Origin of the sequence: Kibdelosporangium philippinense (assembly GCF_021390435.2) — a bacterium.
GTDB lineage: Bacteria > Actinomycetota > Actinomycetes > Mycobacteriales > Pseudonocardiaceae > Kibdelosporangium > Kibdelosporangium philippinense.
Map to the genome: position 1 here is coordinate 3,462,855 of NZ_JAJVCN010000001.1, position 21,563 is coordinate 3,484,417.

At 64.4% G+C, this 21,563-nt stretch carries 21 protein-coding genes; 13 read left to right on the forward strand and 8 right to left on the reverse strand.

The genetic code is table 11. The features are described from left to right. Positions 1–4: 4 nt before the first annotated feature. Positions 5–877 carry a LysR family transcriptional regulator gene (locus LWC34_RS16010; protein ID WP_233725856.1) on the reverse strand — a complete coding sequence of 291 codons (873 nt, stop codon included), beginning with the start codon at positions 875–877 and terminating at the stop codon, positions 5–7. Between the two features lie 91 nt (positions 878–968). On the opposite strand from LWC34_RS16010, the gene LWC34_RS16015 reads away from it, so the two are divergent. The 5 genes from LWC34_RS16015 (at position 969) to LWC34_RS16035 (ending at position 7,836) form a co-directional block, all read left to right on the forward strand. Beyond that, on the forward strand, positions 969–2,717 hold the full coding sequence (locus LWC34_RS16015) for a gamma-glutamyltransferase family protein (protein WP_233726452.1): 1,749 nt from the start codon (positions 969–971) through the stop codon (positions 2,715–2,717). A gap of 125 nt (positions 2,718–2,842) precedes the next feature. Beyond that, the gene (locus tag LWC34_RS16020; protein ID WP_233725857.1) at positions 2,843–4,468 is read left to right on the forward strand and encodes an ABC transporter substrate-binding protein; all 1,626 of its coding nucleotides are present in this window, start codon (positions 2,843–2,845) and stop codon (positions 4,466–4,468) included. Continuing rightward, complete coding sequence (locus tag LWC34_RS16025; protein ID WP_233725858.1) at positions 4,468–5,424, forward strand: ABC transporter permease; 957 nt, start codon at positions 4,468–4,470, stop codon at positions 5,422–5,424. The genes LWC34_RS16020 and LWC34_RS16025 overlap by 1 nt, the downstream gene beginning before the upstream one ends. Continuing rightward, a complete protein-coding gene (locus tag LWC34_RS16030; protein ID WP_233725859.1) occupies positions 5,421–6,269 on the forward strand; it encodes an ABC transporter permease in 849 nt (282 codons plus the stop codon). Before LWC34_RS16025 ends, LWC34_RS16030 begins: the two co-directional genes overlap by 4 nt. Before the next feature lie 10 nt (positions 6,270–6,279). Continuing rightward, on the forward strand, positions 6,280–7,836 hold the full coding sequence (locus LWC34_RS16035) for an ABC transporter ATP-binding protein (RefSeq protein WP_233725860.1): 1,557 nt from the start codon (positions 6,280–6,282) through the stop codon (positions 7,834–7,836). Here LWC34_RS16035 and LWC34_RS16040 read toward each other — a convergent pair. From LWC34_RS16040 to LWC34_RS16050, 3 genes are all read right to left on the reverse strand, one after another. Then, positions 7,833–8,039, reverse strand: coding sequence for a helix-turn-helix domain-containing protein (locus LWC34_RS16040; protein ID WP_233725861.1), 207 nt, complete (start codon positions 8,037–8,039; stop codon positions 7,833–7,835). The two genes, LWC34_RS16035 and LWC34_RS16040, sit on opposite strands and share 4 nt — an antisense overlap. Continuing rightward, a complete protein-coding gene (locus LWC34_RS16045) occupies positions 8,039–8,518 on the reverse strand; it encodes a DUF2975 domain-containing protein (protein ID WP_233725862.1) in 480 nt (159 codons plus the stop codon). Before LWC34_RS16045 ends, LWC34_RS16040 begins: the two co-directional genes overlap by 1 nt. Positions 8,519–8,655: 137 nt before the next feature. Next, a complete protein-coding gene (locus LWC34_RS16050) occupies positions 8,656–9,075 on the reverse strand; it encodes a tetratricopeptide repeat protein (RefSeq protein ID WP_233725863.1) in 420 nt (139 codons plus the stop codon). Between the two features lie 135 nt (positions 9,076–9,210). Between LWC34_RS16050 and LWC34_RS16055 the strand changes: the two genes are divergently transcribed. Next, a complete protein-coding gene (locus LWC34_RS16055) occupies positions 9,211–9,660 on the forward strand; it encodes a hypothetical protein (protein ID WP_233725864.1) in 450 nt (149 codons plus the stop codon). Between the two features lie 54 nt (positions 9,661–9,714). After that, positions 9,715–13,122 carry a carboxylic acid reductase gene (gene car / locus LWC34_RS16060; RefSeq protein WP_233725865.1) on the forward strand — a complete coding sequence of 1,136 codons (3,408 nt, stop codon included), beginning with the start codon at positions 9,715–9,717 and terminating at the stop codon, positions 13,120–13,122. Here the strand turns inward: car and LWC34_RS16065 are convergent. From LWC34_RS16065 to LWC34_RS16080, 4 genes are all read right to left on the reverse strand, one after another. After that, complete coding sequence (locus LWC34_RS16065; protein ID WP_233725866.1) at positions 13,119–13,889, reverse strand: D-Ala-D-Ala carboxypeptidase family metallohydrolase; 771 nt, start codon at positions 13,887–13,889, stop codon at positions 13,119–13,121. The two genes, car and LWC34_RS16065, sit on opposite strands and share 4 nt — an antisense overlap. A gap of 72 nt (positions 13,890–13,961) precedes the next feature. Next, the gene (gene rimO / locus LWC34_RS16070) at positions 13,962–15,332 is read right to left on the reverse strand and encodes a 30S ribosomal protein S12 methylthiotransferase RimO (protein ID WP_233725867.1); all 1,371 of its coding nucleotides are present in this window, start codon (positions 15,330–15,332) and stop codon (positions 13,962–13,964) included. A gap of 3 nt (positions 15,333–15,335) precedes the next feature. After that, on the reverse strand, positions 15,336–15,578 hold the full coding sequence (locus LWC34_RS16075) for an uS12 family ribosomal protein (RefSeq protein ID WP_233725868.1): 243 nt from the start codon (positions 15,576–15,578) through the stop codon (positions 15,336–15,338). Between the two features lie 91 nt (positions 15,579–15,669). Next, positions 15,670–16,425, reverse strand: a complete 756-nt coding sequence (locus LWC34_RS16080) for a M23 family metallopeptidase (protein ID WP_233725869.1) — start codon at positions 16,423–16,425, stop codon at positions 15,670–15,672. A gap of 163 nt (positions 16,426–16,588) precedes the next feature. On the opposite strand from LWC34_RS16080, the gene LWC34_RS16085 reads away from it, so the two are divergent. From LWC34_RS16085 to LWC34_RS16110, 6 genes are all read left to right on the forward strand, one after another. Continuing rightward, positions 16,589–17,419 carry a transposase family protein gene (locus LWC34_RS16085; RefSeq protein WP_233722716.1) on the forward strand — a complete coding sequence of 277 codons (831 nt, stop codon included), beginning with the start codon at positions 16,589–16,591 and terminating at the stop codon, positions 17,417–17,419. Between the two features lie 336 nt (positions 17,420–17,755). Next, positions 17,756–18,640, forward strand: coding sequence for a hypothetical protein (locus LWC34_RS16090; protein WP_233725870.1), 885 nt, complete (start codon positions 17,756–17,758; stop codon positions 18,638–18,640). A gap of 31 nt (positions 18,641–18,671) precedes the next feature. Continuing rightward, positions 18,672–19,574: an aminoglycoside phosphotransferase family protein gene (locus LWC34_RS16095; protein ID WP_233725871.1), complete on the forward strand. Its 903-nt coding sequence runs from the start codon at positions 18,672–18,674 to the stop codon at positions 19,572–19,574. A gap of 109 nt (positions 19,575–19,683) precedes the next feature. Continuing rightward, entirely contained in the window at positions 19,684–20,064 is a 381-nt protein-coding gene (locus LWC34_RS16100) for a hypothetical protein (protein WP_233725872.1), read from the forward strand. A gap of 512 nt (positions 20,065–20,576) precedes the next feature. Next, the gene (locus tag LWC34_RS16105) at positions 20,577–21,035 is read left to right on the forward strand and encodes a heme-degrading domain-containing protein (RefSeq protein WP_233725873.1); all 459 of its coding nucleotides are present in this window, start codon (positions 20,577–20,579) and stop codon (positions 21,033–21,035) included. Between the two features lie 37 nt (positions 21,036–21,072). Next, positions 21,073–21,552: a DUF6069 family protein gene (locus LWC34_RS16110; RefSeq protein ID WP_233725874.1), complete on the forward strand. Its 480-nt coding sequence runs from the start codon at positions 21,073–21,075 to the stop codon at positions 21,550–21,552. Positions 21,553–21,563: the final 11 nt, after the last annotated feature.

Below are 21,563 nucleotides of genomic sequence, written 5' to 3' on the forward strand. Positions count from 1 at the left end.
CCCGTCAAGCGCGCAAAGTGGTGTCAACGAATGCCTGAGTCGCAGCAGTCAACTGCCCGCGCCGATACACCAGCCATTGCGGAAGACGTTCCGGCGGCGAAAACCGGTACACCGAAGCCCCAGCACGCACCGCGAGATCGGCCCACCCATCAGGCATCAACCCGGCGCCAATTCCCTTCAACACCATAGGAAGCACGACACTCCGGTCACCAACCTCAGCCGCGATCGTCATATCCCCAACGGTGGCAGCGAGCCGGTCGAACAGCGCGCGAACAGCAGTCGCAGGCTGCGTCACGACAAACTGCATCCCGCGCAACTGCGCAGGAGTCACGGTCGGCCCAGGAGAAAGCGTTCCCGGTGGCACAACAAGCAAAAACTCCTCGTCCCGCAAATGATGAGCCACGAGCCCACGGCCAGTGGGACGTTCGGCATGGCCGCACACGCCAACCTCGCACCGTCCCTGCAGCACCATGGCGATCACCTCAGCCGCAGACAAAGCGGACGAAGTACTCACCACGACGCCAGGATGACGAGCCCGCAGCTCAGCAATGATGCTCGTAACCGGCTCCAAAGCCGACGACGACGTAGCCGCGACGTCAACCCGGCCAACAGCACCCTCGCCAATAGACCGCGCCGCAGCCCGCATCGCGTCCAGGTCACGAAGCACAAGCCGCGCCCGATCGGCAAGCATCTCCCCAGCGCTACTCAACACCACATTGCGCCCCACCCGGTGAAACAGCGACACCCCAAGCTCATGTTCAAGCTTGGTGATCGCGCGTGACAGGGACGGTTGGGCCACACGCAGAGCACGGGCAGCGTGAGTGAAACCGCCATGTTCGACGATGGCGACGAAGTATTCGAGCTGGCGGCGTTCCATAGCAAGACGCTATCGGAATGGTGTCTTAGATGTCTTGGACATCTCACCCGGCCGGGGTGTGTACTGCCAGAACGGCAGGCGAAAGGACCCGATGTTCACCACCCGGCCCACCTTGCAGGGCACATTCGGCATGGTGTCCTCCACCCACTGGCTCGCCTCGGCAACAGCCATGGCGGTGCTGGAGGACGACGGCAACGCGTTCGACGCGGCGGTCGCCGCGGCCTTCGTCCTTCACGTGGTCGAACCACACCTCAACGGACCCGCGGGCGAGGTCCCGATCATCCTCGTTCCCCGGGGAGGACGGCCGCAGGTCCTCTGTGGACAAGGCCACGCCCCCGAAAAGGCCACGATCGACCACTACACCTCGCTGGGCCTTGCCCTCGTCCCAGGCACGGGCCCGCTCGCGTCCGCCGTTCCCGGAGCGTTCGACGCGTGGATGCTCCTGCTCAGGGACCACGGCACAAAGCGAATGGCCGAGGTGCTGAAATACGCCATCGGTTACGCCGAAAACGGACACCCGGCGGTCGAACGGATCGGCACGACGGTCGAAACGGTCCAAGAGCTGTTCGAAACCGAATGGACCAGCTCCGCCGAGCTGTACCTGAAAGACGGCAAGCCACCGAAACCCGGCGCACTGCTGAAAAATCCCGCACTGGCCAGCACCTGGCTACGGCTCATCGGCCAAGCCACCGGCCCAACCAGGGAAGCCGAGATCGACAAGGCACGGCAGATCTGGCGCGACGGATTCATCGCCGAAGCGCTCGCCGAAGCGGCCGCACAGCCCACAATGGACACCTCAGGCGAACGACACGTCGGCACCCTGACCCAGAACGACACCTTCGAAGCCAGCTACGAAGACCCAGTCACCTACGACTGGAACGGCTGGACAATCGCGAAACCAGGCCTCTGGAGCCAAGGCCCGGTCTTCCTCCAGCAACTCGCCCTGCTGCCAACCGAGCTCGAGCACGGCACACCGGACTATGTCCACACCCTCGTCGAGGGCACGAAACTCGCGATGGCCGACCGGGAAGCATGGTACGGCGACAGCACGCCGATCGAAGCCGGAGCCCTACTCGCCAAGGAATACAACGAATCCCGCACAATCGGCGACACCGCGTCGTTCGACCTGAGGCCAGGAAGCCCCGGTGGGCGCGCGCCGAGACTGCCGAAACTGCTCATCGACGGCACCCTGCACGACGTCCCGAAAGCCGCAGGCGCCGGAGAACCGACCGTCGCCAAGAACGGCCAGACGCGCGGCGACACATGCCATATCGACGTAGTCGACAAGTGGGGCAACATGATCGCGGCCACGCCAAGCGGCGGCTGGCTGCAATCCAACCCGGTCATCCCAAGCCTCGGTTTCCCATTGGGCACCAGGCTGCAAATGGCCTGGCTCGAACCCGGACTACCCAACTCACTCACCCCCGGACGGCGCCCGCGAACCACGCTGTCGCCATCGTTGGCCCTCCGGGACGGGACACCGGTCATGGCATTCGGCACGCCAGGAGGCGATCAACAAGACCAATGGAGCCTGCATTTCTTCCTTGCCGTCGCCATCGCCGGAAATGACCTGCAAGGCGCTATCGACGCACCAAACTGGCATACCAGCAGTTTCCCCAGCTCCTTCTATCCACGCGAGACGATCCCGGGAAGTGTGACGGTCGAATCGCGTATCGGCGATGACGTGATCGGCGGTCTGAAAAACCGAGGCCATCAGGTGACCGTGGGCGAACCCTGGTCGGAGGGCAGATTGTGCGCCGTGGCGCGTGACCCGGAAACGGGCGTGCTCTCCGCTGGGGCCAACCCGCGCGGCATGCAGGGCTACGCCGCAGGGCGATAGTGCCGCACGGGTAGGAAAATAGCGGTCCGACCACCGGACCGCTATTTTCCGCGCCATTTTTCGACCGAAACATTTTAACTGTTTCGAAATGCAAAATAGCGAATAGGTGTCGTAGGTTACTGGCCATGCGAACCCCACGCGCGCTGGTGATCGCGACAGCCGCCGCCACACTGGCCGCCTGTGTGCCGATCCAGGCGGTCACATCGAGCGGTGAGCGTACCGACAACTTCGGCGTACCCATTGGCGCCCAACGGGTCCGCGAGGGCGGCGAGCTGGTGATGGGCCTGTCCAACGAACCCGACAAGCTCGACCCGACGACATCGAGCTCGCTGTACACGCGCTACGTGATGAGCACGATCTGCGAGAAGCTCTACGACCTTGACGCGAAAGGCCAAGTCGTCCCCCAGCTCGCCACCGCGCTCCCGACGATCTCAGAGGACGGCCGGACCGTGACGTTCCCCGTCCGCACCGGAATCACCTTCGCCGACGGCACATCGTTCGACGCCAACGCGGTGACAACGAGCCTGCAACGGCATCTCACGCTGAAAACCTCGCAGCGCGCCAGCGAAATGGGTCCGATCGAAAGCATCGCGGCGACAAGCCAGGACACGGTCGTGATCCGCTACAAGCGCCCGTTCGCGCCGATCACAGCGGCACTCGCGGACCGCGCCGGGATGATCATGTCCCCAGCGGCCTTGCAAGCCAAGGGCGACAGCTTCGGCGAAGCGCCGGTCTGTGTCGGGCCGTTCAAGTTCGTCCGGCGCATCCCGCAGACCTCGATCGAGGTCACGCGTGACCCCCGGTACTACGACGCGGCCAAGGTCCACTTCGACAAGATCGTCTACCGGATCATGCCGGACACCAACAGTCGTGCCGCGAACCTGCGCTCTGGGGATGTGCAGGTCGCGGACACCATCTCGCCCCAGGACGTGGATGCACTGGCCAAGGACAGCTCGCTGCGCGTGCTGCAGTCAGGATCCCTTGGCTACCAAGCCGTCACGATCAACACGGGCAACGTGGACGGCGCGGGCAAGCCACCAAAGCCGATCGACACACCGCTAGGCCGGGACCCGCGCGTGCGGGAAGCCTTCGTGCTCACGGTGGACCGCAGAACGCTCGTCAACACGGTGTTCAACAACTGGTTCGAGCCTGCGTGCTCCCCCATCGCCCCGCAAAGCCCGTACGCCTCAGCGGCGAGCAACACCTGCCAGAAGTTCGATCCAGCCAGGTCACGACGGCTACTGGCCGAAGCCGGAGTGCCGATCCCGCTGACCGTGAACCTTCAGGTCACCAACACCCAGGACCAGCTGAGGTTCGCACAGGCGCTGCAGGCCAGCGCCGCGGAAGGCGGGTTCGACGTGCGGCTGGTCCCTGTCGAATATTCCACGCTGCTGGACGTGCAGAAACGCGGCGATTTCGAGCTGCTGCAACTGGGCTGGTCCGGACGAATCGACCCGGACGGCAACATGACCCGGTTCCTGGTGACCGGCGCCGCGGCGAACTACGGTGGCTTCTCCTCGAAAGAATTCGACGACCTGCTGGCCCAGGCTTCCCGGACAAACGACGTCGCACAACGGTCCGAGTTGTACGGCAAAGCGATCGGCATCATCCAGCAACAGAACCCGATCGTGTACACGTATCGGCTGCGCAATCTGACCGTGCACAGCAGAAGTGTCGCTGGCATCGAGGTCTACTCCGACGGTGTCGTCCGGCTCGGCAAGGCCGCCTTCGTCGAAGGTCAGGAGGGATGATGGCCCGCCACCTGTTGCACCGGCTCTGGCAGTCCGCGCTCACCCTGGTGCTCGCGTCGGTGATCGTTTTCATCGGAGTCCGTGCCCTGCCAGGCGATCCGGCATTGGCGATGGCCGGTGAGGAAGCCGACCCGGCGACTGTCGCCGCGGTGCGCGCCGAGCTCGGCCTGGACGAATCCCTTGTGTCGCAGTACTTCAAGTTCGCGGGCAACGCGTTGAGCGGCGACTTCGGCGAGTCGGTCCGGACCAGAACCCCGGTCAGCGAGATGCTCGGCGCGACCTTGCCGGTGACCATCCAGCTCGCGATCTACGCCATGCTCATCGCGATGCTGCTCGGCCTTGCCGCGGGAGTGGCCGCCGCCGTATATCGTGGCCGCTGGCCAGAGTGGACAGCCAACGGGTTCTCGCTGTTCGCCTTGTCCGTGCCCACGTTCTGGCTCGGAATCCTTGCCGTGCTTTATCTTTCCGTGCAGCTTGGCTGGTTTCCCGCATCCGGGTACGTGTCGCCGTTCGAGCATCCGGTGCGCGGGGTCTACTACCTGACCTTGCCCGCGTTGATCCTCGGACTGACGCACGCGGCCGTGGTGCAACGACAGACCAGATCCTCGATGGTCGAAACCTTGACCGCCGACTTCGTGCGCACGGCACGGGCCAAAGGACTCGGTCGCGGCACCGTGATCTTCCGGATCGGCCTGCGTAACAGCCTTATCGTGGTGACCACGATCGTCGGCCTGCAGCTTGGCGGGCTGATCGCGGGGGCGGTGGTCACCGAACGGATCTTCAGCCTGCCAGGGATCGGCAAGCTCACCCTGGACTCGGTGTTCACAAGGGACTATCCGGTCATCCAAGCGGTCGTGTTGGTGATCACCGCCGCGTACATCGTGATCAACCTGCTGGTCGACTTCCTCTATACGGTCATCGACCCCCGCATGCGCGTCTCCGGGAGGGCCTCATGACCACCCAACTGCAGCGCGTACGCGGCCGCACGCTGCGAAAACTGTGGCACAACCCGTTGGGCGTCGTCGGCGGCGTTTTGCTGCTGATCGTGATCATCGCCGGGGTGTTCGCGCCGTTGCTGGCGCCCTACTCCCCAGCGCAGGTCCATTTCACGACACCGTTCCAGCAGCCGTTCACGGTCGGGTTCGCACTCGGAACCGACGACCTCGGCCGTGATGTGTTGTCCCGCGTGCTCTACGGCACACGCGCGTCACTGGAGGTTGGCGCGCTGTCGGTGCTGCTCGCGGTGGTCGTTGGGGTGCCTTTGGGGCTGCTGGCCGGGTATTGGCGGTGGCTGGACGCTGTGGTGTCGCGGATCGCGGACGTGATGCTGGCGTTCCCGTTCCTCGTGCTGGCTGTGGGTCTTGCCGCGATCAACGGCGGCGGGATCGGCAACGCGGCCATCGCCCTTGGCATTGCCAACATCCCGACCATGATCCGCGTGGTGCGCGCGGAGACGTTGCGCCTCAAGGAATCCGACTTCGTCCTGGCAGCGCACACAATGGACGCGAGCGCCACCCGGATCCTCGGCACGCACATCCTGCCGAACGCCTTGTCCGCGATCATCGTGCAGGCCACGGTCATCATGCCATCGGCGGTGCTTGGCGAGGCGATCCTGTCGTTCCTCGGCCTTGGCATCCAGCCCCCGGACCCAAGCCTTGGCATCATGTTGTCCGACGCACAGCAATACCTGTTCCGCACGGTCTGGCCTGGCGTGTTCCCCGGTGTGGCGATCGCGTTGATCTGCCTGGGATTCAACCTGTTCGGCGACGCATTGCGCGACGCACTCGACCCCAAGACATGAGGAACGCAGGATGAGTGAGCCGCTGCTGGAAGTCAGCGACCTTGAGGTGGCCTTCGGCTCCGTGCCCGCCGTGCGCGGCGCCAGTTTCCGCCTGATGCCAGGGGAACGCGTCGCTGTCGTCGGTGCGTCCGGTTCAGGAAAGTCGACCACGGCGCACGCGATCATGGGTCTCCTGCCAGGATCCGGTCACATCACCGGCGGCCGGATCAGTTTCCGCGGCGAGGACATCACCCATATCGGCGAGAAGCGGCTTCGCCGGTTGCGTGGACGCGAGATCGGCCTGGTCCCGCAAGACCCGATGTCCAACCTCAACCCTGTGGCACGCGTCGGCCGTCAAGTCGCGGAAACCCTTGTGGCGCATGGCTTGACAGGCCGCCTCGAAGCTCGGACCCGCGCGGTGGAAATCCTTGCCGAAGCTGGGTTGCCTGATCCTGAACGGCGTGCGCGGCAGTATCCACACGAGTTTTCCGGAGGTATGCGGCAACGTGTCTTGATCGCGATCGGGCTGGCGTGTCGTCCGGATCTACTGATCGCCGACGAGCCCACGTCAGCTTTGGATGTGACCGTGCAGCGGCAGATCCTGGACCACCTGGAGAAACTGACCCAGGATCTCGGCACAGCCCTGCTCTTGGTCACCCATGACCTCGGGCTGGCCGCGGATCGCGCGGACCACGTCGTGGTGATGTCCGAAGGCAAGGTCGTGGAAGTCGGTCCCGCGCGCGATATTCTCACCTCACCGCAACACGAGTACACCAAACGCCTCGTCGCCGCCGCACCTTCGCTGACAAGGTCACCGACCCGCTCGGGCGCTTCAGCCGATCCCATCCTTGAAGTCATTGGGGTGTCGAAAGAATATCGGATCCGTGGCGGCGGTGGCGTACTGCAAGCCGCCGACGACGTCTCCTTCACTGTCCGGCGTGGACAGACAACCGCGATCGTCGGCGAATCAGGTTCCGGAAAGACCACGACCGCCCACATGGTACTCGGCCTCGTCACCCCGACCGCCGGAACAATCCGCTTGCACGGAACCGAATCGCGCCGCCGAGCGATGCAAGCGGTGTTCCAGGACCCGTACGGTTCGCTCAATCCAATGTTCACAGTGGAACGACTGATCACCGAACCACTGCGCATCTTGCGTGTTGGCGACCGTACCTCCCGCCGGGCACGGGTGGCCGAACTGCTTGACCAGGTCGGCCTTCCGTCCACAATGGCCCAGCGATACCCGAACGAACTCTCCGGCGGCCAACGCCAACGCGTCGCGATCGCACGAGCACTGGCGCCCGCTCCACAGCTGGTGGTGTGCGACGAAGCCGTATCAGCACTCGATGTCCTTGTGCAGGACCAAATTCTACGGTTACTCGAATCGCTTCAGCAGGAGCTCGGGCTCAGTTACCTGTTCATTTCCCATGACCTCGCGGTCGTCCGATCCATCGCGCACGACGTGGTAGTCATGCGCAATGGCCGCGTGGTCGAACAAGGACAGGTCGCCCAGGTACTCGATTCGCCCGCCGATCCATACACCCGGCAACTGCTCGACGCCATCCCGGGCGCCGGGGTGTTCGGTTAGTCGTCGACCCACTCAAGAAGATCCCCTGGCTGACACTCAAGCACGCGGCACATCGCCTCCAATGTGGAGAACCGGACAGCCTTGGCGCGACCGTTCTTCAGCACAGCGACATTGGCTGGCGTCAAGCCAACCTTCTCAGCGAACTCCCCGACACTCATCTTGCGTTTGGCCAACTCGACATCGATACGGACAACGATCGCCATCAGATCACCGCGTCCATGTCGGTACGCAGTGTCGTGGCCTGCCGAAGAAGCGCCCGCAACACCACAACGAGCAAAACGAAGACAGAGACAGCCCCCATGACCAAAGCCAGCACCACCCCAGTCCCAGGATCATCCGCGTTGACAAAGACAACGCCAACCACACCCAACAGAACCACCCACCCGGCACCAATCGCCCACAAGATCACATTGACCCACACCATAGCCCCCGCGGTGAAGATCCTGTCCTTACGTACCAAGGTGAGCAACTGCCAGATGCACACAATGACAACCTGTGCGCACACAACCCAGAAGATCGTAACGGCGGTCAAAGGCCAGCGAAGATGAGCGTCATCGGGCGACTGCCGCGCCATATGAGCAAACTGCCCCGGAAGCGAAACAGTCTCCAACATAACCATGAGCCCAAAGAGCAGAACTAAAAGGACCCGCAGCGGAACAACCGCCCGACGCACAGTGATCATACATCGAGTGTCGCGCGAAACCTATCGAAAGTCAATCGATACCAACCGTCAGTCAACACGGGAGGTCCATGCCGCGCGAGGGGAAGGTTTGACGCGTTGGATGCCGCGAAGGTGACCTTCACGGCATCCACTGGCGGTCAGCCAGTCACCGGTTCGCCGGACAATGCCGCTGCGAGCCGCAGCCACGGAGTCGCCTCCTCGTGACGACCCTGCCGTTGCAGCGTCCGCCCAAGCATCAAATGCGCGTAATGCTCAACCGGATCCCGCTCAACCACCGCACGCAACTGCTCCTCAGCGCGCCGCAACTGCGCGGAGTGGTAGTAAGCGCGAGCCAAAAGCAGCCTCGGCGCGACCTGCTCCGGAACCTCAGCCACAACGTCAGCCAGCACCGCCGCCGCCTTGGCATAGTCCCTATCCGCGAACAGCATCTCGGCTCGTTCCCAGCGCTCGGCGATGGTCTCCTCATGGTCGTCGTCGAACAGGTGCAGCGCGGTTACCCAACGGTCCGCGGCCACCCCAGTCGCTTGGTAGTTGGTCACGAGTGGTTCAACGTTCAACCACCTTCGCGGCATTCCCGAGTGATGTCACACGCGCTGGATCCAGCCTTTGCCCTCAGCGGCGATGCCTTCGAGGATGTGGAGCCGTTGACGCGTACAGGCGTTCCTCGTCGAGGTTGTTCAGAAACCTTTCGAGTGGTTGGCGAGCGGATCTATCGTGAAGATCCGCTCGCCGACGACGAGGATGTGACTGTTCCCGTGGCCCCACAGGAGATCGTCGACAGAGCTGCGGACGGCCTGACCGAACTGTCGGCAACTATCGCGGATTTCCTGGGCAGGCCACCGACCCTCGCCGAACTCCTCGACGTGCTCGCCTGGGCGGCCGCGCCGTTGGCGGGCGGGCCGGTGAAGATCACGGCCACGCCAAGTGGCGAGAAGGCCGGGCTGTCCGACCTGCCAGCGGAAGTGTTCGTCCAAGCCGCCGACCTTGTCACCGATATCGCCTCCGACCTTGCAAGCCTCGGCGACCTTCTGCTCAGGGGCCTGCGCCGGGCCGGAGTGCTGAGCGACGGCGTGACCATCGAGGTCCAGGCCGAATGGCGAACCTCTGCCTCCCAAGTGGACGACGCGACCACGCAGCGTTAACTTAGTTGCTGTACGCACCTAAGGACTCTGGGTGCTGGCGACGGGAGACCGCGGATGTCCGGATATCGCGAGGACCGCACGGCCGAAACGCTGTACCAGAACGACCGGCAGATCCGGGACGCTCGACCAGACCCGCAGGTCATGGCCGCCGCCAACCGGCCGGGAATCAGTATCCCCGAGCTCGTCGACACCCTGGTCCGTGCCTACGCCGACCGGCCTGCTCTCGGCCAGCGGGCGACACAGCCAGTGACCGATCCCACCACCGGCCGGACCTCGAGACGGCTGCTTCCGCACTTCGAAACCATCACTTACCGTGAGTTTGGCGAATTGGTCGACGCTGTCGCCGCGGAATGGCAGCAGACACTGCGTGCAGGCGACTTCGTGGCCGTACTTGGCTTCGGCAGCACCGATTTCGCGACCGTCGACACGGCCTGTTCGCGCCTGTCCGCTGTCGCCGTGCCGTTGCAGGCGAACACGACGGCCGCGAACTTGCAGCCGATCATCGCGGAGACCGATCCGCGCATTGTCGCGACAAGTGTGGAGTTGCTGGATATTGCGCTCGAGGCGACCGTCGACAGTACGTCGCTGCAGCGTGTTGTGGTGTTCGACTATCACCCCGAGGTTGACGACGATCGCGAGCTGCTCGAAGCGGCCCGCGCCCGCAGCGCACTCCCGATCGACACCCTCGCCGAGGTGATCGAGCGTGGCCGGGACCTGCCTGCACCGCCAATCCCAGCTCTCGTGCCGGACCGGCTGTCCACGCTGATCTACACCTCCGGAAGCACCGGTGCGCCGAAAGGCGCGATGTACACCGAAGCGATCGCCGTGGCCCTGTGGCAGCGTTGCGTTCCCCGCCCGGCGGAAATGCCGGTCATCAGCCTCAGCTACATGCCGCTCAGCCACGCGGTCGGCCGCGGGATGTTGCAGATGACGCTGGTGTGGGGCGGAACCGTCTTCTTCACCGCCAAGAGCGACCTTTCGATGCTGTTCGACGACATCGCCCTCGTCCGGCCGACCGAAGTGCTGCTCGTGCCGCGTGTCTGGGACATGGTCCGGCAGCGCTACGAGACGGAACCCACCGGCGATGAAGCCGCGAAGCGGGCCTGGGTGAAAAACGACGTGCTAGGTGGACGGATCCTGAGGGCGATCACCGCGTCGGCGCCGTTGTCGGCGGACACCGCCGAGTTGATGGAAGCGTGTCTGGAGACGCCACTGCACGAGATGTACGGCTCGACCGAAGCCGGTATCATGATCGTCGACCGCCAGTTCGTCGCGCCGCCTGTACGCGACTATCGGCTGGCCGATGTGCCAGAGCTCGGGTACTTCCGCACCGATTCCCCTTATCCGCGCGGTGAGCTGCAGATCAAGACCGACATCATTGTGCCCGGATACTACAGGCGGCCGGACGCCACCGCGGATGTGTTCACTGAGGACGGTTTCTACCGGACCGGTGACGTGATGGCCGAGATCAGTCCAGGCGAATTGGTGTACGTCGACCGTCGCAACAACGTCCAGAAGCTCTCACAGGGCGAGTTCGTGACAGTGTCCAATTTGGAAGCTATGTTCGCGGCCGCTGATCTGGTCCGGCAGATCTTCATCTACGGCAACAGCGCCAGGGCATATCTGCTCGCAGTCGTCGTGCCAACACCCGAAGCGCTTGAATCCGGTGATCTCAAGGCACGGCTGACCGAGTCTATCCAGCGGCTGGCTAAGGAAAACGGGCTCAACTCCTACGAGGTCCCGCGTGACTTCCTGATCGAGACCGAGCCGTTCACCATCGAGAACGGACTGTTGTCTGGCCTTCGGAAGTCGTTGCGCCCCAAGCTCAAAGAGCACTATGGCGAACGCCTGGAACAGCTGTACGACGAACTCGCGGACCGCGAAATCCAAGAGCTGAACCGACTCCGGCAGGCGGGCTCGGACCAGCCGGTGTTCGACGCCGTGATCCGGACCGCCAAGGCCATTCTCGGCACGCAGGACGACCTCGCGCCGGACACGTACTTCATCGATCTCGGCGGCGACTCGATGTCCGCGCTGTCGTTCTCGAACCTGCTGACCGAGATCTTCGGTGTCGACGTGCCGGTTGGCGTGATCATCAGCCCGGCGACCGACCTGCGAGCGCTCAGCACCTACATCGAGTCAGCGCTGGCAACCGACGCCAAACGGCCCACGTTCGCCGCAGTGCACGGCGAAGGCAGCGCGTCAGCCCGCGCGGAAGACCTCACGCTGGCCAAGTTCATCGCCCCCGAGATCCTGGCGAAAGCCACATCGCTGCCCTTGCCGGAAGGCCCAGCGCGTACGGTCCTGCTGACCGGCGCGAACGGCTATCTCGGCCGGTTCCTGTGCCTTGAATGGCTCGAACGGGTCGCGGAACTCGGCGGCAAGCTCGTGTGCATTGTCCGTGGCGCCACAACGGAAGCAGCCCGCGCGCGGCTCGAAGACGCGTTCGACAGCGGTGATCCCGAACTGCTGCGACGGTTCAAGACCGCAGCCGAGAATCTCGAAGTGCTCGCCGGTGACATCACCGAACCGAACCTGGGCCTTGACGAGCAGACGTGGCAGCGGCTCGCCGAATCCGTCGATCTGATCATGCATCCGGCCGCGCTGGTCAATCACATGCTGCCCTACGAGCAGTTGTTCGGCCCCAACGTCGTCGGCACGGCTGAGCTAATCCGACTGGCGCTGACGAGCAAACTCAAGACGTTCAGCTATCTGTCCACAATCGCCGTTCTCGCCTCGCAGAACTCCTCACCCGCTGAGGATCCGGACATTCGTACGACCAGCCCGGTCCGCGATCTCGACGAGCGCTACGCAAGCGGTTACGCCGCAAGCAAATGGGCGGGCGAAATCCTGCTGCGCGAAGCAAACGACCTCTGTGGACTGCCGGTCACGGTCTTCCGATCGGACATGATCCTCGCCCACAGCCGCTACCGCGGGCAGCTCAACGTGCCAGACCTGTTCACCCGGTTGCTGCTCAGCCTGATCGTCACGGGCATCGCGCCACATTCCTTCTACGCGAACGAAGTGACGAAAGCACACTACAACGGGCTGCCGGTGGACTTCACCGCGGAGGCGATCGCCACCCTGAGCAACGTGACGTCGGGCTATCACACCTACAACGTCCTCAACACCCACGACGACGGCATCTCGCTGGACGTGTTCGTCGACTGGCTTGTTGAGGCAGGCCACCGGATTCAGCGCATCGACTCGTACGCCGACTGGCTGGCACGATTCGAGACGGTGTTGCGTGCCTTGCCGGAGAAGCAGAAGCAACACACTGTGCTGCCTCTGCTTCACGCCTACGCCAAGCCTGATGACCACAATGGACTCGGCATCCCCACGGACCGCTTCCGTTCAGCGGTCCGGAAAGCGGGTGTCGGCCCGGACAAGGACGTCCCGCACATCACGAAGGCACTGATCCGCAAGTACGCCACCGACCTTGCGCAACTCGGCTTGATCTAACGGTCGATCGGCAGCTGCTCCACGCCTTCCCGCGACACGCCACAGCTCGGCGCCGACCAGAAGCGGGAAGACCGGTGCGCGACGTGCACGTGATCGTCGTGACCGACATAGCCAGGACCGAGGATCTCGCTGAAGCCGTGGTTACGCGCCTGCCGTGCCAACGCGCAGAAACCTTGCGGGCCAGCGCCAAGGTCGACCGCGTCGCCGTAGAGATGACGGCTCGCGGGCGCGCCACCGACAGCGTTGTTGCAGGCAACGCTGCGGAAGCCGCCGTTGACGTCGATCGGCCTGTCCCCCATGGCATGCCGCATCGCCTGCAGCTTCCACATGGACACCAACGCGTTGGCCCGCGCCGTGGCCGCCGAGACGTTTCCGCCCGACCAGTCGGAGTTGCAGTTGTTCAGCTCGTCATAGCTGAAGTTGACCGGCGTGCAGTCGTTGTCCTGCAACTCATAGATCTTGGTGTACGTCGCCGGGCCCGCGATGCCGTCCGCGCCGAGACCGTAGGCCTGCTGGAACCGCGTGACAGCGGCCTTGGTCCCTGGCCCGAACTGCCCGTCGAGGGCGAGCACGCCGCCGTAGCCCGGATAGCCGGCCACCCGGATCTGCAGCTGGCGCACGTCATCACCGGACGCGCCTTCGGAAAGCGTGCGTCCCCAGGTGTAGCAGGCATCCAGGGGCGCCGGTTCGGCCACCGCGGGAGCGACCGCACCGGCGCCGATCCCGGCCATCACGGCGAACAGGGCTAAAACCGATCTAAGGTTCATATCGGCAGGACCCTGACGACCGAGTACGGCGTTGTCAAGGAGCAACCAAGTCAATCGCAGGTATGGGCAGAACTAACCACCCGATCGGCCCACGACCCTCGCGTGCAGGTGGATTCCGTTGCTCCCGGTCACCAGCGCCTTGACGAGATCGCCTGGCTGAAGCTCCTCATCGAACGTGACCTTGCCGTCGACCTCCGGCGCCTGGTGCTCAGCCCAGCCGATACCACCGGACCCGACAAGAACCTCGATGGTCGTGCCAATTCGTTGCTCGGCACGCTTGCCGCACATCTCGTCAGCAAGGATCGCCAGCTCGTCGGCACGCCGGGAGATCACCTCGGCCGGTACCTTGTCATGGAAACCCGCTGCCTCGGTGCCTTCTTCGTCGGAGTAACCGAAAACGCCGATGGCATCCAGCCCGGCCTGCGCGACGAACTGGGACAACTCCGCGAAGTCTGATTCGGACTCACCGGGGAACCCGACGATGAAGTTCGACCGGATTCCGGCATCCGGCCGCAGTGCCCGGATCGACTCGATCAGCTCGAGAAATCGTTGCCGGTCACCGAATCGCCGCATCCGGCGCAACACCGGCCCGCTCGCGTGCTGGAACGGCAGGTCGAAGTACGGCGTGACACCGGGGGTCGACGCGATCACCTCGATCAGGTCAGGCCGGAGCTCCGCTGGCTGCAAGTAGTTCAGCCGGACTCGGTCGACCACCTCGGCCAACCGGGGCAAGAGCTTGTCCAGCGCGCGGATGTCACCGAGATCCTTGCCGTAGGACGTGGAGTTCTCGCTGACCAGAATGACTTCACGAACACCGTGCGCGGCAAGCCATTCCGCCTCAGCCACGATCTCATCCGGTGTGCGGGACACGAACGCCCCGCGAAAGCTGGGAATAGCACAGAAAGCGCAGCGACGGTCGCATCCGGACGCCAGTTTCAACGGCGCGATCGGGCCGCCGCCAAGCCTGTGCCGCAGGACGCGCGGCCCACTGGCCGGTGCATGACCCGGCACGTAAGCCTCAGATTCCCTGCGTCGCACTGGAGTCAGCGGCAACAGTTTCCGGCGATCCCGTGGCGTGTGCGCTGCCTTGATCCGTCCTTCAAGGACATCGTCGAGCCGCTCACCGATTTCCGGATAGTCGTCGAACGACAGCACGGCGCTGGCTTCCGGCAGCGCTTCGGCGAGTTCCTTGCCGTAGCGCTCGGCCATGCAGCCGACCGCGACGACCTTGGCGCCCGACCCGGACGCCGCGAGCATGGCGTCGATCGAGGCTTTCTTCGCGGGTTCGATGAACCCACAGGTGTTCACGACGACGACATCGGCCTCGTTCGTCTCGGCGAGCCGCCACCCGGCTTGGTCAAGCCGGGCAGCGAGCTCATCCGAATCGACCGAATTTCGCGTGCAGCCCACTGTCACAACGGACACAGTGCGATCGGTCGTCATCGGCTAACCGACGATCGTGAAATCTTCGACCGGCTCATCCGGGCTCAGCGCACCGGCGACAACGACGTCGGAACCGATCTCCGGTATCACGGCACTCACGCCGAGATACGCGGTGACAACGAATCCACTGGCCAGCAGGATGCGGGCCACCTTACGCAAGCCGATCTCGTACACCCCGACACATTTGCCGCTGTGCTCGCCGGGGCGATTGCGCGGCTGGGGGTTGTTCCGGCGTTCTTCTGCCATCTGCCTGATCGTGTTCAGGATTCCTCCTCAGGTGAGGTCCTTCACTGACGTCAAGGCACGATCGCAGGGTGATCTTGCAGGATTCTTGTGGTCAGCTCGGGCCGTGGTTCGTCACGCGCTGACCAACGTTGACCCGCACGCCGTTGCGCATCGCGTAACCGTCATAGGCCTGTGAACCCTCATAGAAGGTCCACCCGCCGATGGTCTGGTTGTTCACGCTGATGTGCGTGTTGCCGCGGAGCAACGAGAAGTGCACGTGCGCGCCTGTGCTCGAACCACCACAGGGCAACTCGTTGCCGATGTGCCCGAGGTAGGTCCCGGTCTGCACGTTCGCGCCGTTGGCGAGCGTTGTCAGGTCGTACATGTGGTAGTAGGTCGTGCTCAAACCATTGCCGTGCATGACTTTCACCAGTGCGCTGCGGCCACGGACGCAGCTCTTGTAGACCTTTCCGGCTCCCGCGGACAGGACGCGACCGTCGCCACCGTTGAAGTCGATCGAGCTGAACGGACGACTGCTTCCGCTGTCACCGTGCGGACCGCCGCCCATCCACCAGGAGACGCCTTGCGGCCACGGCAATCCAAGACCCGTGGCGGCAAGTGGCTGAACGCCGGTGAACAGATCCTTCTCGCTGTCACTGACGACTTCGCTCGGTGCTTGCTTGGTGAGTTCGGCGAAACCGGCGGTGCCTTCCAGTTCGACCCGCCACTTCTTGCCGAGGTTGCGGGCCACGAACAGCGAGCTGCGGGGCGCCTCGTGCGCGTGCCCGGACAACGGCACTGTGCTCGACCCGAAGACCCAGCCGTCGTGGCTGCGGTCGGGTTCGACGAGGGCGTTGTTGGCGCCCATTGAGGTAATCTCACCAAGATTCTGGTTCGTTTGTTGAGCCGCGAAGCTGCTCGGACGAGCGCTGGTCGATGTGCTGGGGAGTGGTGAGACCCGGGGAAAGATGGGCGGGGAGCCCTTGGTAGAACTGGATTGCGAAGATCAAGTCCGGACCAGAAGGCTCCCCGTGATTGCGTATCGTGCCATGCTCGATGTCCCGCGTGAACTGGCCCTCTACCTCAGCCGGCTGCTGCACGCCGAACGCCGCCGACGCGGCACCCGCAAGAACAGCAGGGCGTTGACCTGCTTTCGCCACGCGGTGCTGGGCCTGCGCTGGTTCCGGCAGAACACCGACGTCCCCGCCCTGGCTCGCGATCACGGCATCTCCCGCGCCACCGGCTACCGCTACTTGGATGAGGTCGTCATCGTGCTCGCCGAGCAGGCGCCGGACCTGCATGAGGCCCTGCAGCGGGCCAAGGATGAGGGCACGGCCTACGTGATCCTCGATGGAAAGGTCTTCTCCGCCGATCGCTGTAGCGAGAAAACGTTGAGCGTGAAAGGCGAGCCGATCGACCTGTGGTACTCCGGCAAAGCCCGCGAGCACGGCGGCAACATCCAAGCGCTGTGCGCGCCGGACGGTTTTCCGTGGTGGGTCTCGGATGTCGAGCCCGGTTCACTCCATGACTTGACCGTGGCGCGCGAGCATGTGCTGGGTGCGCTGTACTGGGCCGCCTCGCACCTTGATCTGCCGACGCTGGCCGATGGCGGCTACGACGGTGCCGGCATCGGCGTGCACACCCCGGTCAAACAGCCTGCCGATGGCCAGGTCCTCGACGTGGACACCCGCACACGCAACGCTCTGCTGCGTGGCCTACGGTGTCTGGGCGAACGTGGTTTCGCCCTACTCACCGAACGCTGGCGCAGCCTGCGGCATCTCACCGCCAACCCCAGCAAGATCGGCGACATCATCAAAGCCGCCCTTGTCCTCACGCATTTCGAACACGGCAAGATCGCGTGAAAGTCGCTGAGATCACCTCATTGACTTACGTACTTCGTCAGCCAAGGTAGGTGCCGCGGACGCTGAAGGCGATACGACGAACGCCCCTAAGACGACCACGACCATGGCTCTGACCAAAAACATGTGTCCTCCAACAGGGATAGGGACACGAGCAGGGTGACCAGAAGAAAAGCCATGGCCGTCGCGGACGTCAAGGCGTTCGTGTCGCCGCTGTAAAACTCTTTGAACAGTGTGTTCAAAACTGTGAATGACCGTGACCAGGGCCGTTTTGTGCCGTTAGATGACCAAAAGCTGCGAACACTGTGTTCGTTCACAGAATCGACCGGGGGTGAATGGATGCCCGATCAATTCCATTCCGCGCTCAGAGCCGCCATCGAGGACAGCGGCCTGACGCTTGACCGGCTGCGGCACCGGTTGGCGCAGCGCGGCATCCAGGTCAGCGTGACCAGCCTGAGTTACTGGCAGCAGGGGCGCAGCAGGCCGGAGCGCGCCGATTCACTGCGGGCCGTGCACGCGATCGAGAACATCTTCGGAATGCCACGGCATTCGCTGTCCGCGCTGCTCGGTCCACCCCGGCCACGCGGCCGGTGGACCAGACGCGACCGTGATTACGACGGCATTCTGGCGCCATCCGACGCGCTGGCCGAAGCCGTGACGCCGATGCTCGGCCCGTCGGACTCGAAACTGCGCGTGTTCAGCCAGGAAGACACCGTTCACGTCAGCGCCGAACGCACGATCCAGTCCGTGCACACGCGGTTCGTGGTCGAGGCAACCGCGCAAGGACCGGACAGGCACCTCGCGGTCTATTGCGCCGAACCCGGCACCGATTCCGCGGACATCAGCCTGCAGGCCGTGGCGAATTGCCGCATTGGCCGTCTTCGGCGGCACCCCGACGCCGCGGTGATCGCCGCGGAGTTGCTGTTCGATCGTCGGCTGCGATTCGGTGAAACCCACTTCTTCGACTACTCGATCACCGTTGCCGCGCCCGTGGTCAGCTTCGATTACCGCCGTGGATTCCGGTATCCAGCCGATGTGTACGTCCTGCGCGTGCAGTTCGCCGACGATGTCCTGCCGACTCGCGTGCGCGGCTTCACCCAAGTCAAGCCGCACGCGGGTGTCACGGTCGACGACGAGCTGATCGTCACTTCGGGACGGTGGGTGCACCGCGCCGAACGGGCCGTCAAGCCCGGTGTGATCGGCATCAGCTGGGAGTGGGACTAAATCATTTGCCCGGCCAAGGAAGATCATTTGCGTGACGACGACAACGGATGGACGAGCCGGAATCGACGCCGCGTTGGTCAGCCGATTGGTCGCCGCACAGTTCCCGCGGTGGGCAGGCTTGCCGGTGACCCCGGTGCCAGTCGACGGATGGGACAACAGGACCTACCGCCTCGGCGACAAGATGACCGCGCGCCTGCCGACCGCCGCGACCTATGCCCTGGCCGTATCCAAGGAAACCCAGTGGCTGCCACGACTGGCGCCGTCGTTGCCGGTCGCCGTGCCGCCGATCCTTGGCGAGGGCGCTGCGGGCGAGGGGTATCCGTTCCCGTGGTCGATCCGTGGCTGGCTGCCAGGCGAGACCGCCGCTGACCTCGGGCGTATCGCCGATTTGTCGCAGTTCGCGGTCTCAGTGGCCGAGTTCATCCGTGCCCTGCAGGCCTGCGACACGACCGGCGGCCCGGTCGCCGGGGAGCACAGCTTCTACCGAGGCTGCCCGCCTGCCCACTACGACGACGAATTCCGGCGCTACCGGACCGAGCTCGACACCCGAGTCGACGCGGCACGGGCAACCGCCGTCTGGGACGCGGCGCTGGCTGCCGAGTGGCGTGGCACGCCGGTGTGGTTCCACGGCGACGTCGCCTCCGGCAACCTGCTGGTCGAGGATGGCAAGCTCGCGGCCGTGATCGACTTCGGCACCTCGGGTGTCGGCGACCCGGCGTGCGACCTGGTGATCGCGTGGACGATGTTCTCCGGCGAGAGCCGCGAGGCGTTCCGGCGGGCAGTGGCCCAGGACGAGGGCATGTGGGCGCGCGCCCGCGGCTGGGCGCTGTGGAAGGCCATGCTGACCATCACCGAGTCATCGGACGCCGATCAGGTTGCCGCGAACGAGCGCGTGATCAACGACGTCATCGCCGAGCATGCGGGAGTCGCCTGACCGTTCACAATGGACGGTCAAAGAGTGAGAACTACCCCATGCGGCCGTACCATCCGCGTCGATGATCGACTACTCTGAGTAAGATCACGACGGAAAGGAGTAGGTACGAATGACCATCATCACCGGTGCGCCGACGTGGACGATCACGGTTGCCGGTGACACCGTCAGCTTCGGCTATACAGGTTCGAGCAGGTACTCGACGCCGCGGGTGTGGGGCGGACGAGGCCTCGGCATCACCCAAACCGACCTTCCCGGTTTCGTCCAGGCACTCGCCACAGTGCCCGAGTACGAGAGTCTGGTTCCCTCGCAGGACGACCGCGCGCCGATCTGGTCGAAGCCCCGGTACGACCCCGATGAAGCGTTCGTATATGTCACCGGCCCATGTCAGCTGCCCGTTGTCCTTCCTGGATACGCGCCTACGGCGACGTTCACCATCCAGCTGCGCCACATAGCCGCGCTACGGGCCCGCCTGACCGCATATCTGAGCTGAGAACCGCGAGGGCTCACCTGATGAGCCCTCGCCCGCTCGGCTCCACTTGTGGTGCCGTGAAGGCCACCCTTGCGGCGTTCAACGCCAATGCCAGGAACTTAACCAAGTCCGCGGGCTGACCGCTGCCGAGCCCCTCAAGGTCCACTAAGGACAAAAAATCGCCTCATTAATCACACATGTCACACCAGCCCCACCTACCACGGGAGGGGATGCCGTGAAGGTCACCTTGGCGGCGTTGGACGCACCAAACTCGGCCTTCGCACCCTGAACGTCACGTCATGCCCGCACTCCTCGCCCGGGCGGCCGTTCCCACCCGCGCCAGCCATAGATCATCGCAGGTCAACCGCCCGCGCCCGTCGACAGTCTCGATCGAGCTCCGAACCTTAAGTTCCTGACATTGCGGTTCAACGCACCACACTCGGCCCTCACGACGACACCCGTGGCCTCAAGCGACGCCGCGATGTCCACAATGGACACATCACGCCCCCGCACGAACCCACTACGATGATCACGTGACGACGAGCAAGGAGCTGGCAGCGCAGGAAGAGCGGCTGCAGTTCGACCGATTCGACAACGACACTGCCATCGCACTCGGCCAGCAGATGCTCGCGGCCGCGGCCCAGCGCGGCCTGCCAGTGGTGATCTCGGTACGACGCAACGGACAGCGCCTGTTCCACGTCGCACTGCCCGGCACCTCACCGGACAACGACGCCTGGATCGAGCGGAAGTCTCGGGTGGTCGACCGCTACGGCCACAGCTCCTTCCACATCGGGACACAAGCCCGCGAATCGGGCAGCACCTTCGAGGAGCAGTCCCGGCTCGACCCCGACCTGTACGCAGCCCACGGTGGCGTGTTCCCGGTCGTCCTGCGCGGCACAGGTCCTATTGGGACAGTCGGAGTGTCCGGGTTGCCGCAGGCCGAGGACCACGCGTTCGTGGTCGAGCAGCTCACCGCGTTCCTGAACGCCTGAGCGAGCGAACTCGCCCGAACCGGGTGACAATCAAGGTATGGCCGACATCGAACGTCCCGGCGTCAACGCCGGGCGGCTCTGGGCGAGTGGGCTGGCGACGGCGGTGGTCGCGGCGCTGCTCGCCATCGTGGGGATCATGATCGCCAGGGGCCTCGTCGAAGTGGCCGTGCTGGCGCCGAAGGGCGAGGGCGTCTGGGGCAACGCGAACACCTTCACCTACGCCTTGCTGTCCGGTGCGGCGGCGCTACTCGCGACCGGGTTGATGCATCTGCTCATCCTCGCGGTCGCCACGCCGCGCCAGTTCTTCACGTGGATCATGGTGCTCGTCACGCTCATCGCTGTCGTCCTACCGCTGTCGCTGACCGTCGACCCTGGGGCGAAGGTGGCCACGGCGGTGATCAACCTGGTGATCGGACTGGCCATCACGATCATCATCAACAGCGCCTCGTCCGCTGCCCTCGTGATCAGGCGAGACCCGCCGACCGAGCAGTGGCACCAACCGCCGAACACGTATTAGTACCCCTATTC

Bases quoted from the DNA above. Each gene is read 5' to 3' on its own strand.
- LWC34_RS16010 (WP_233725856.1), bottom strand. From the start codon at position 877: ATGGAACGCCGCCAGCTCGAATACTTCGTCGCCATCGTCGAACATGGC.
- LWC34_RS16015 (WP_233726452.1), top strand. From the start codon at position 969: ATGTTCACCACCCGGCCCACCTTGCAGGGCACATTCGGCATGGTGTCC.
- LWC34_RS16020 (WP_233725857.1), top strand. From the start codon at position 2,843: ATGCGAACCCCACGCGCGCTGGTGATCGCGACAGCCGCCGCCACACTG.
- LWC34_RS16025 (WP_233725858.1), top strand. From the start codon at position 4,468: ATGGCCCGCCACCTGTTGCACCGGCTCTGGCAGTCCGCGCTCACCCTG.
- LWC34_RS16030 (WP_233725859.1), top strand. From the start codon at position 5,421: ATGACCACCCAACTGCAGCGCGTACGCGGCCGCACGCTGCGAAAACTG.
- LWC34_RS16035 (WP_233725860.1), top strand. From the start codon at position 6,280: ATGAGTGAGCCGCTGCTGGAAGTCAGCGACCTTGAGGTGGCCTTCGGC.
- LWC34_RS16040 (WP_233725861.1), bottom strand. From the start codon at position 8,039: ATGGCGATCGTTGTCCGTATCGATGTCGAGTTGGCCAAACGCAAGATG.
- LWC34_RS16045 (WP_233725862.1), bottom strand. From the start codon at position 8,518: ATGATCACTGTGCGTCGGGCGGTTGTTCCGCTGCGGGTCCTTTTAGTT.
- car (WP_233725865.1), top strand. From the start codon at position 9,715: ATGTCCGGATATCGCGAGGACCGCACGGCCGAAACGCTGTACCAGAAC.
- LWC34_RS16065 (WP_233725866.1), bottom strand. From the start codon at position 13,889: ATGAACCTTAGATCGGTTTTAGCCCTGTTCGCCGTGATGGCCGGGATC.
- rimO (WP_233725867.1), bottom strand. From the start codon at position 15,332: ATGACGACCGATCGCACTGTGTCCGTTGTGACAGTGGGCTGCACGCGA.
- LWC34_RS16075 (WP_233725868.1), bottom strand. From the start codon at position 15,578: ATGGCAGAAGAACGCCGGAACAACCCCCAGCCGCGCAATCGCCCCGGC.
- LWC34_RS16080 (WP_233725869.1), bottom strand. From the start codon at position 16,425: ATGGGCGCCAACAACGCCCTCGTCGAACCCGACCGCAGCCACGACGGC.
- LWC34_RS16090 (WP_233725870.1), top strand. From the start codon at position 17,756: ATGCCCGATCAATTCCATTCCGCGCTCAGAGCCGCCATCGAGGACAGC.
- LWC34_RS16100 (WP_233725872.1), top strand. From the start codon at position 19,684: ATGACCATCATCACCGGTGCGCCGACGTGGACGATCACGGTTGCCGGT.
- LWC34_RS16110 (WP_233725874.1), top strand. From the start codon at position 21,073: ATGGCCGACATCGAACGTCCCGGCGTCAACGCCGGGCGGCTCTGGGCG.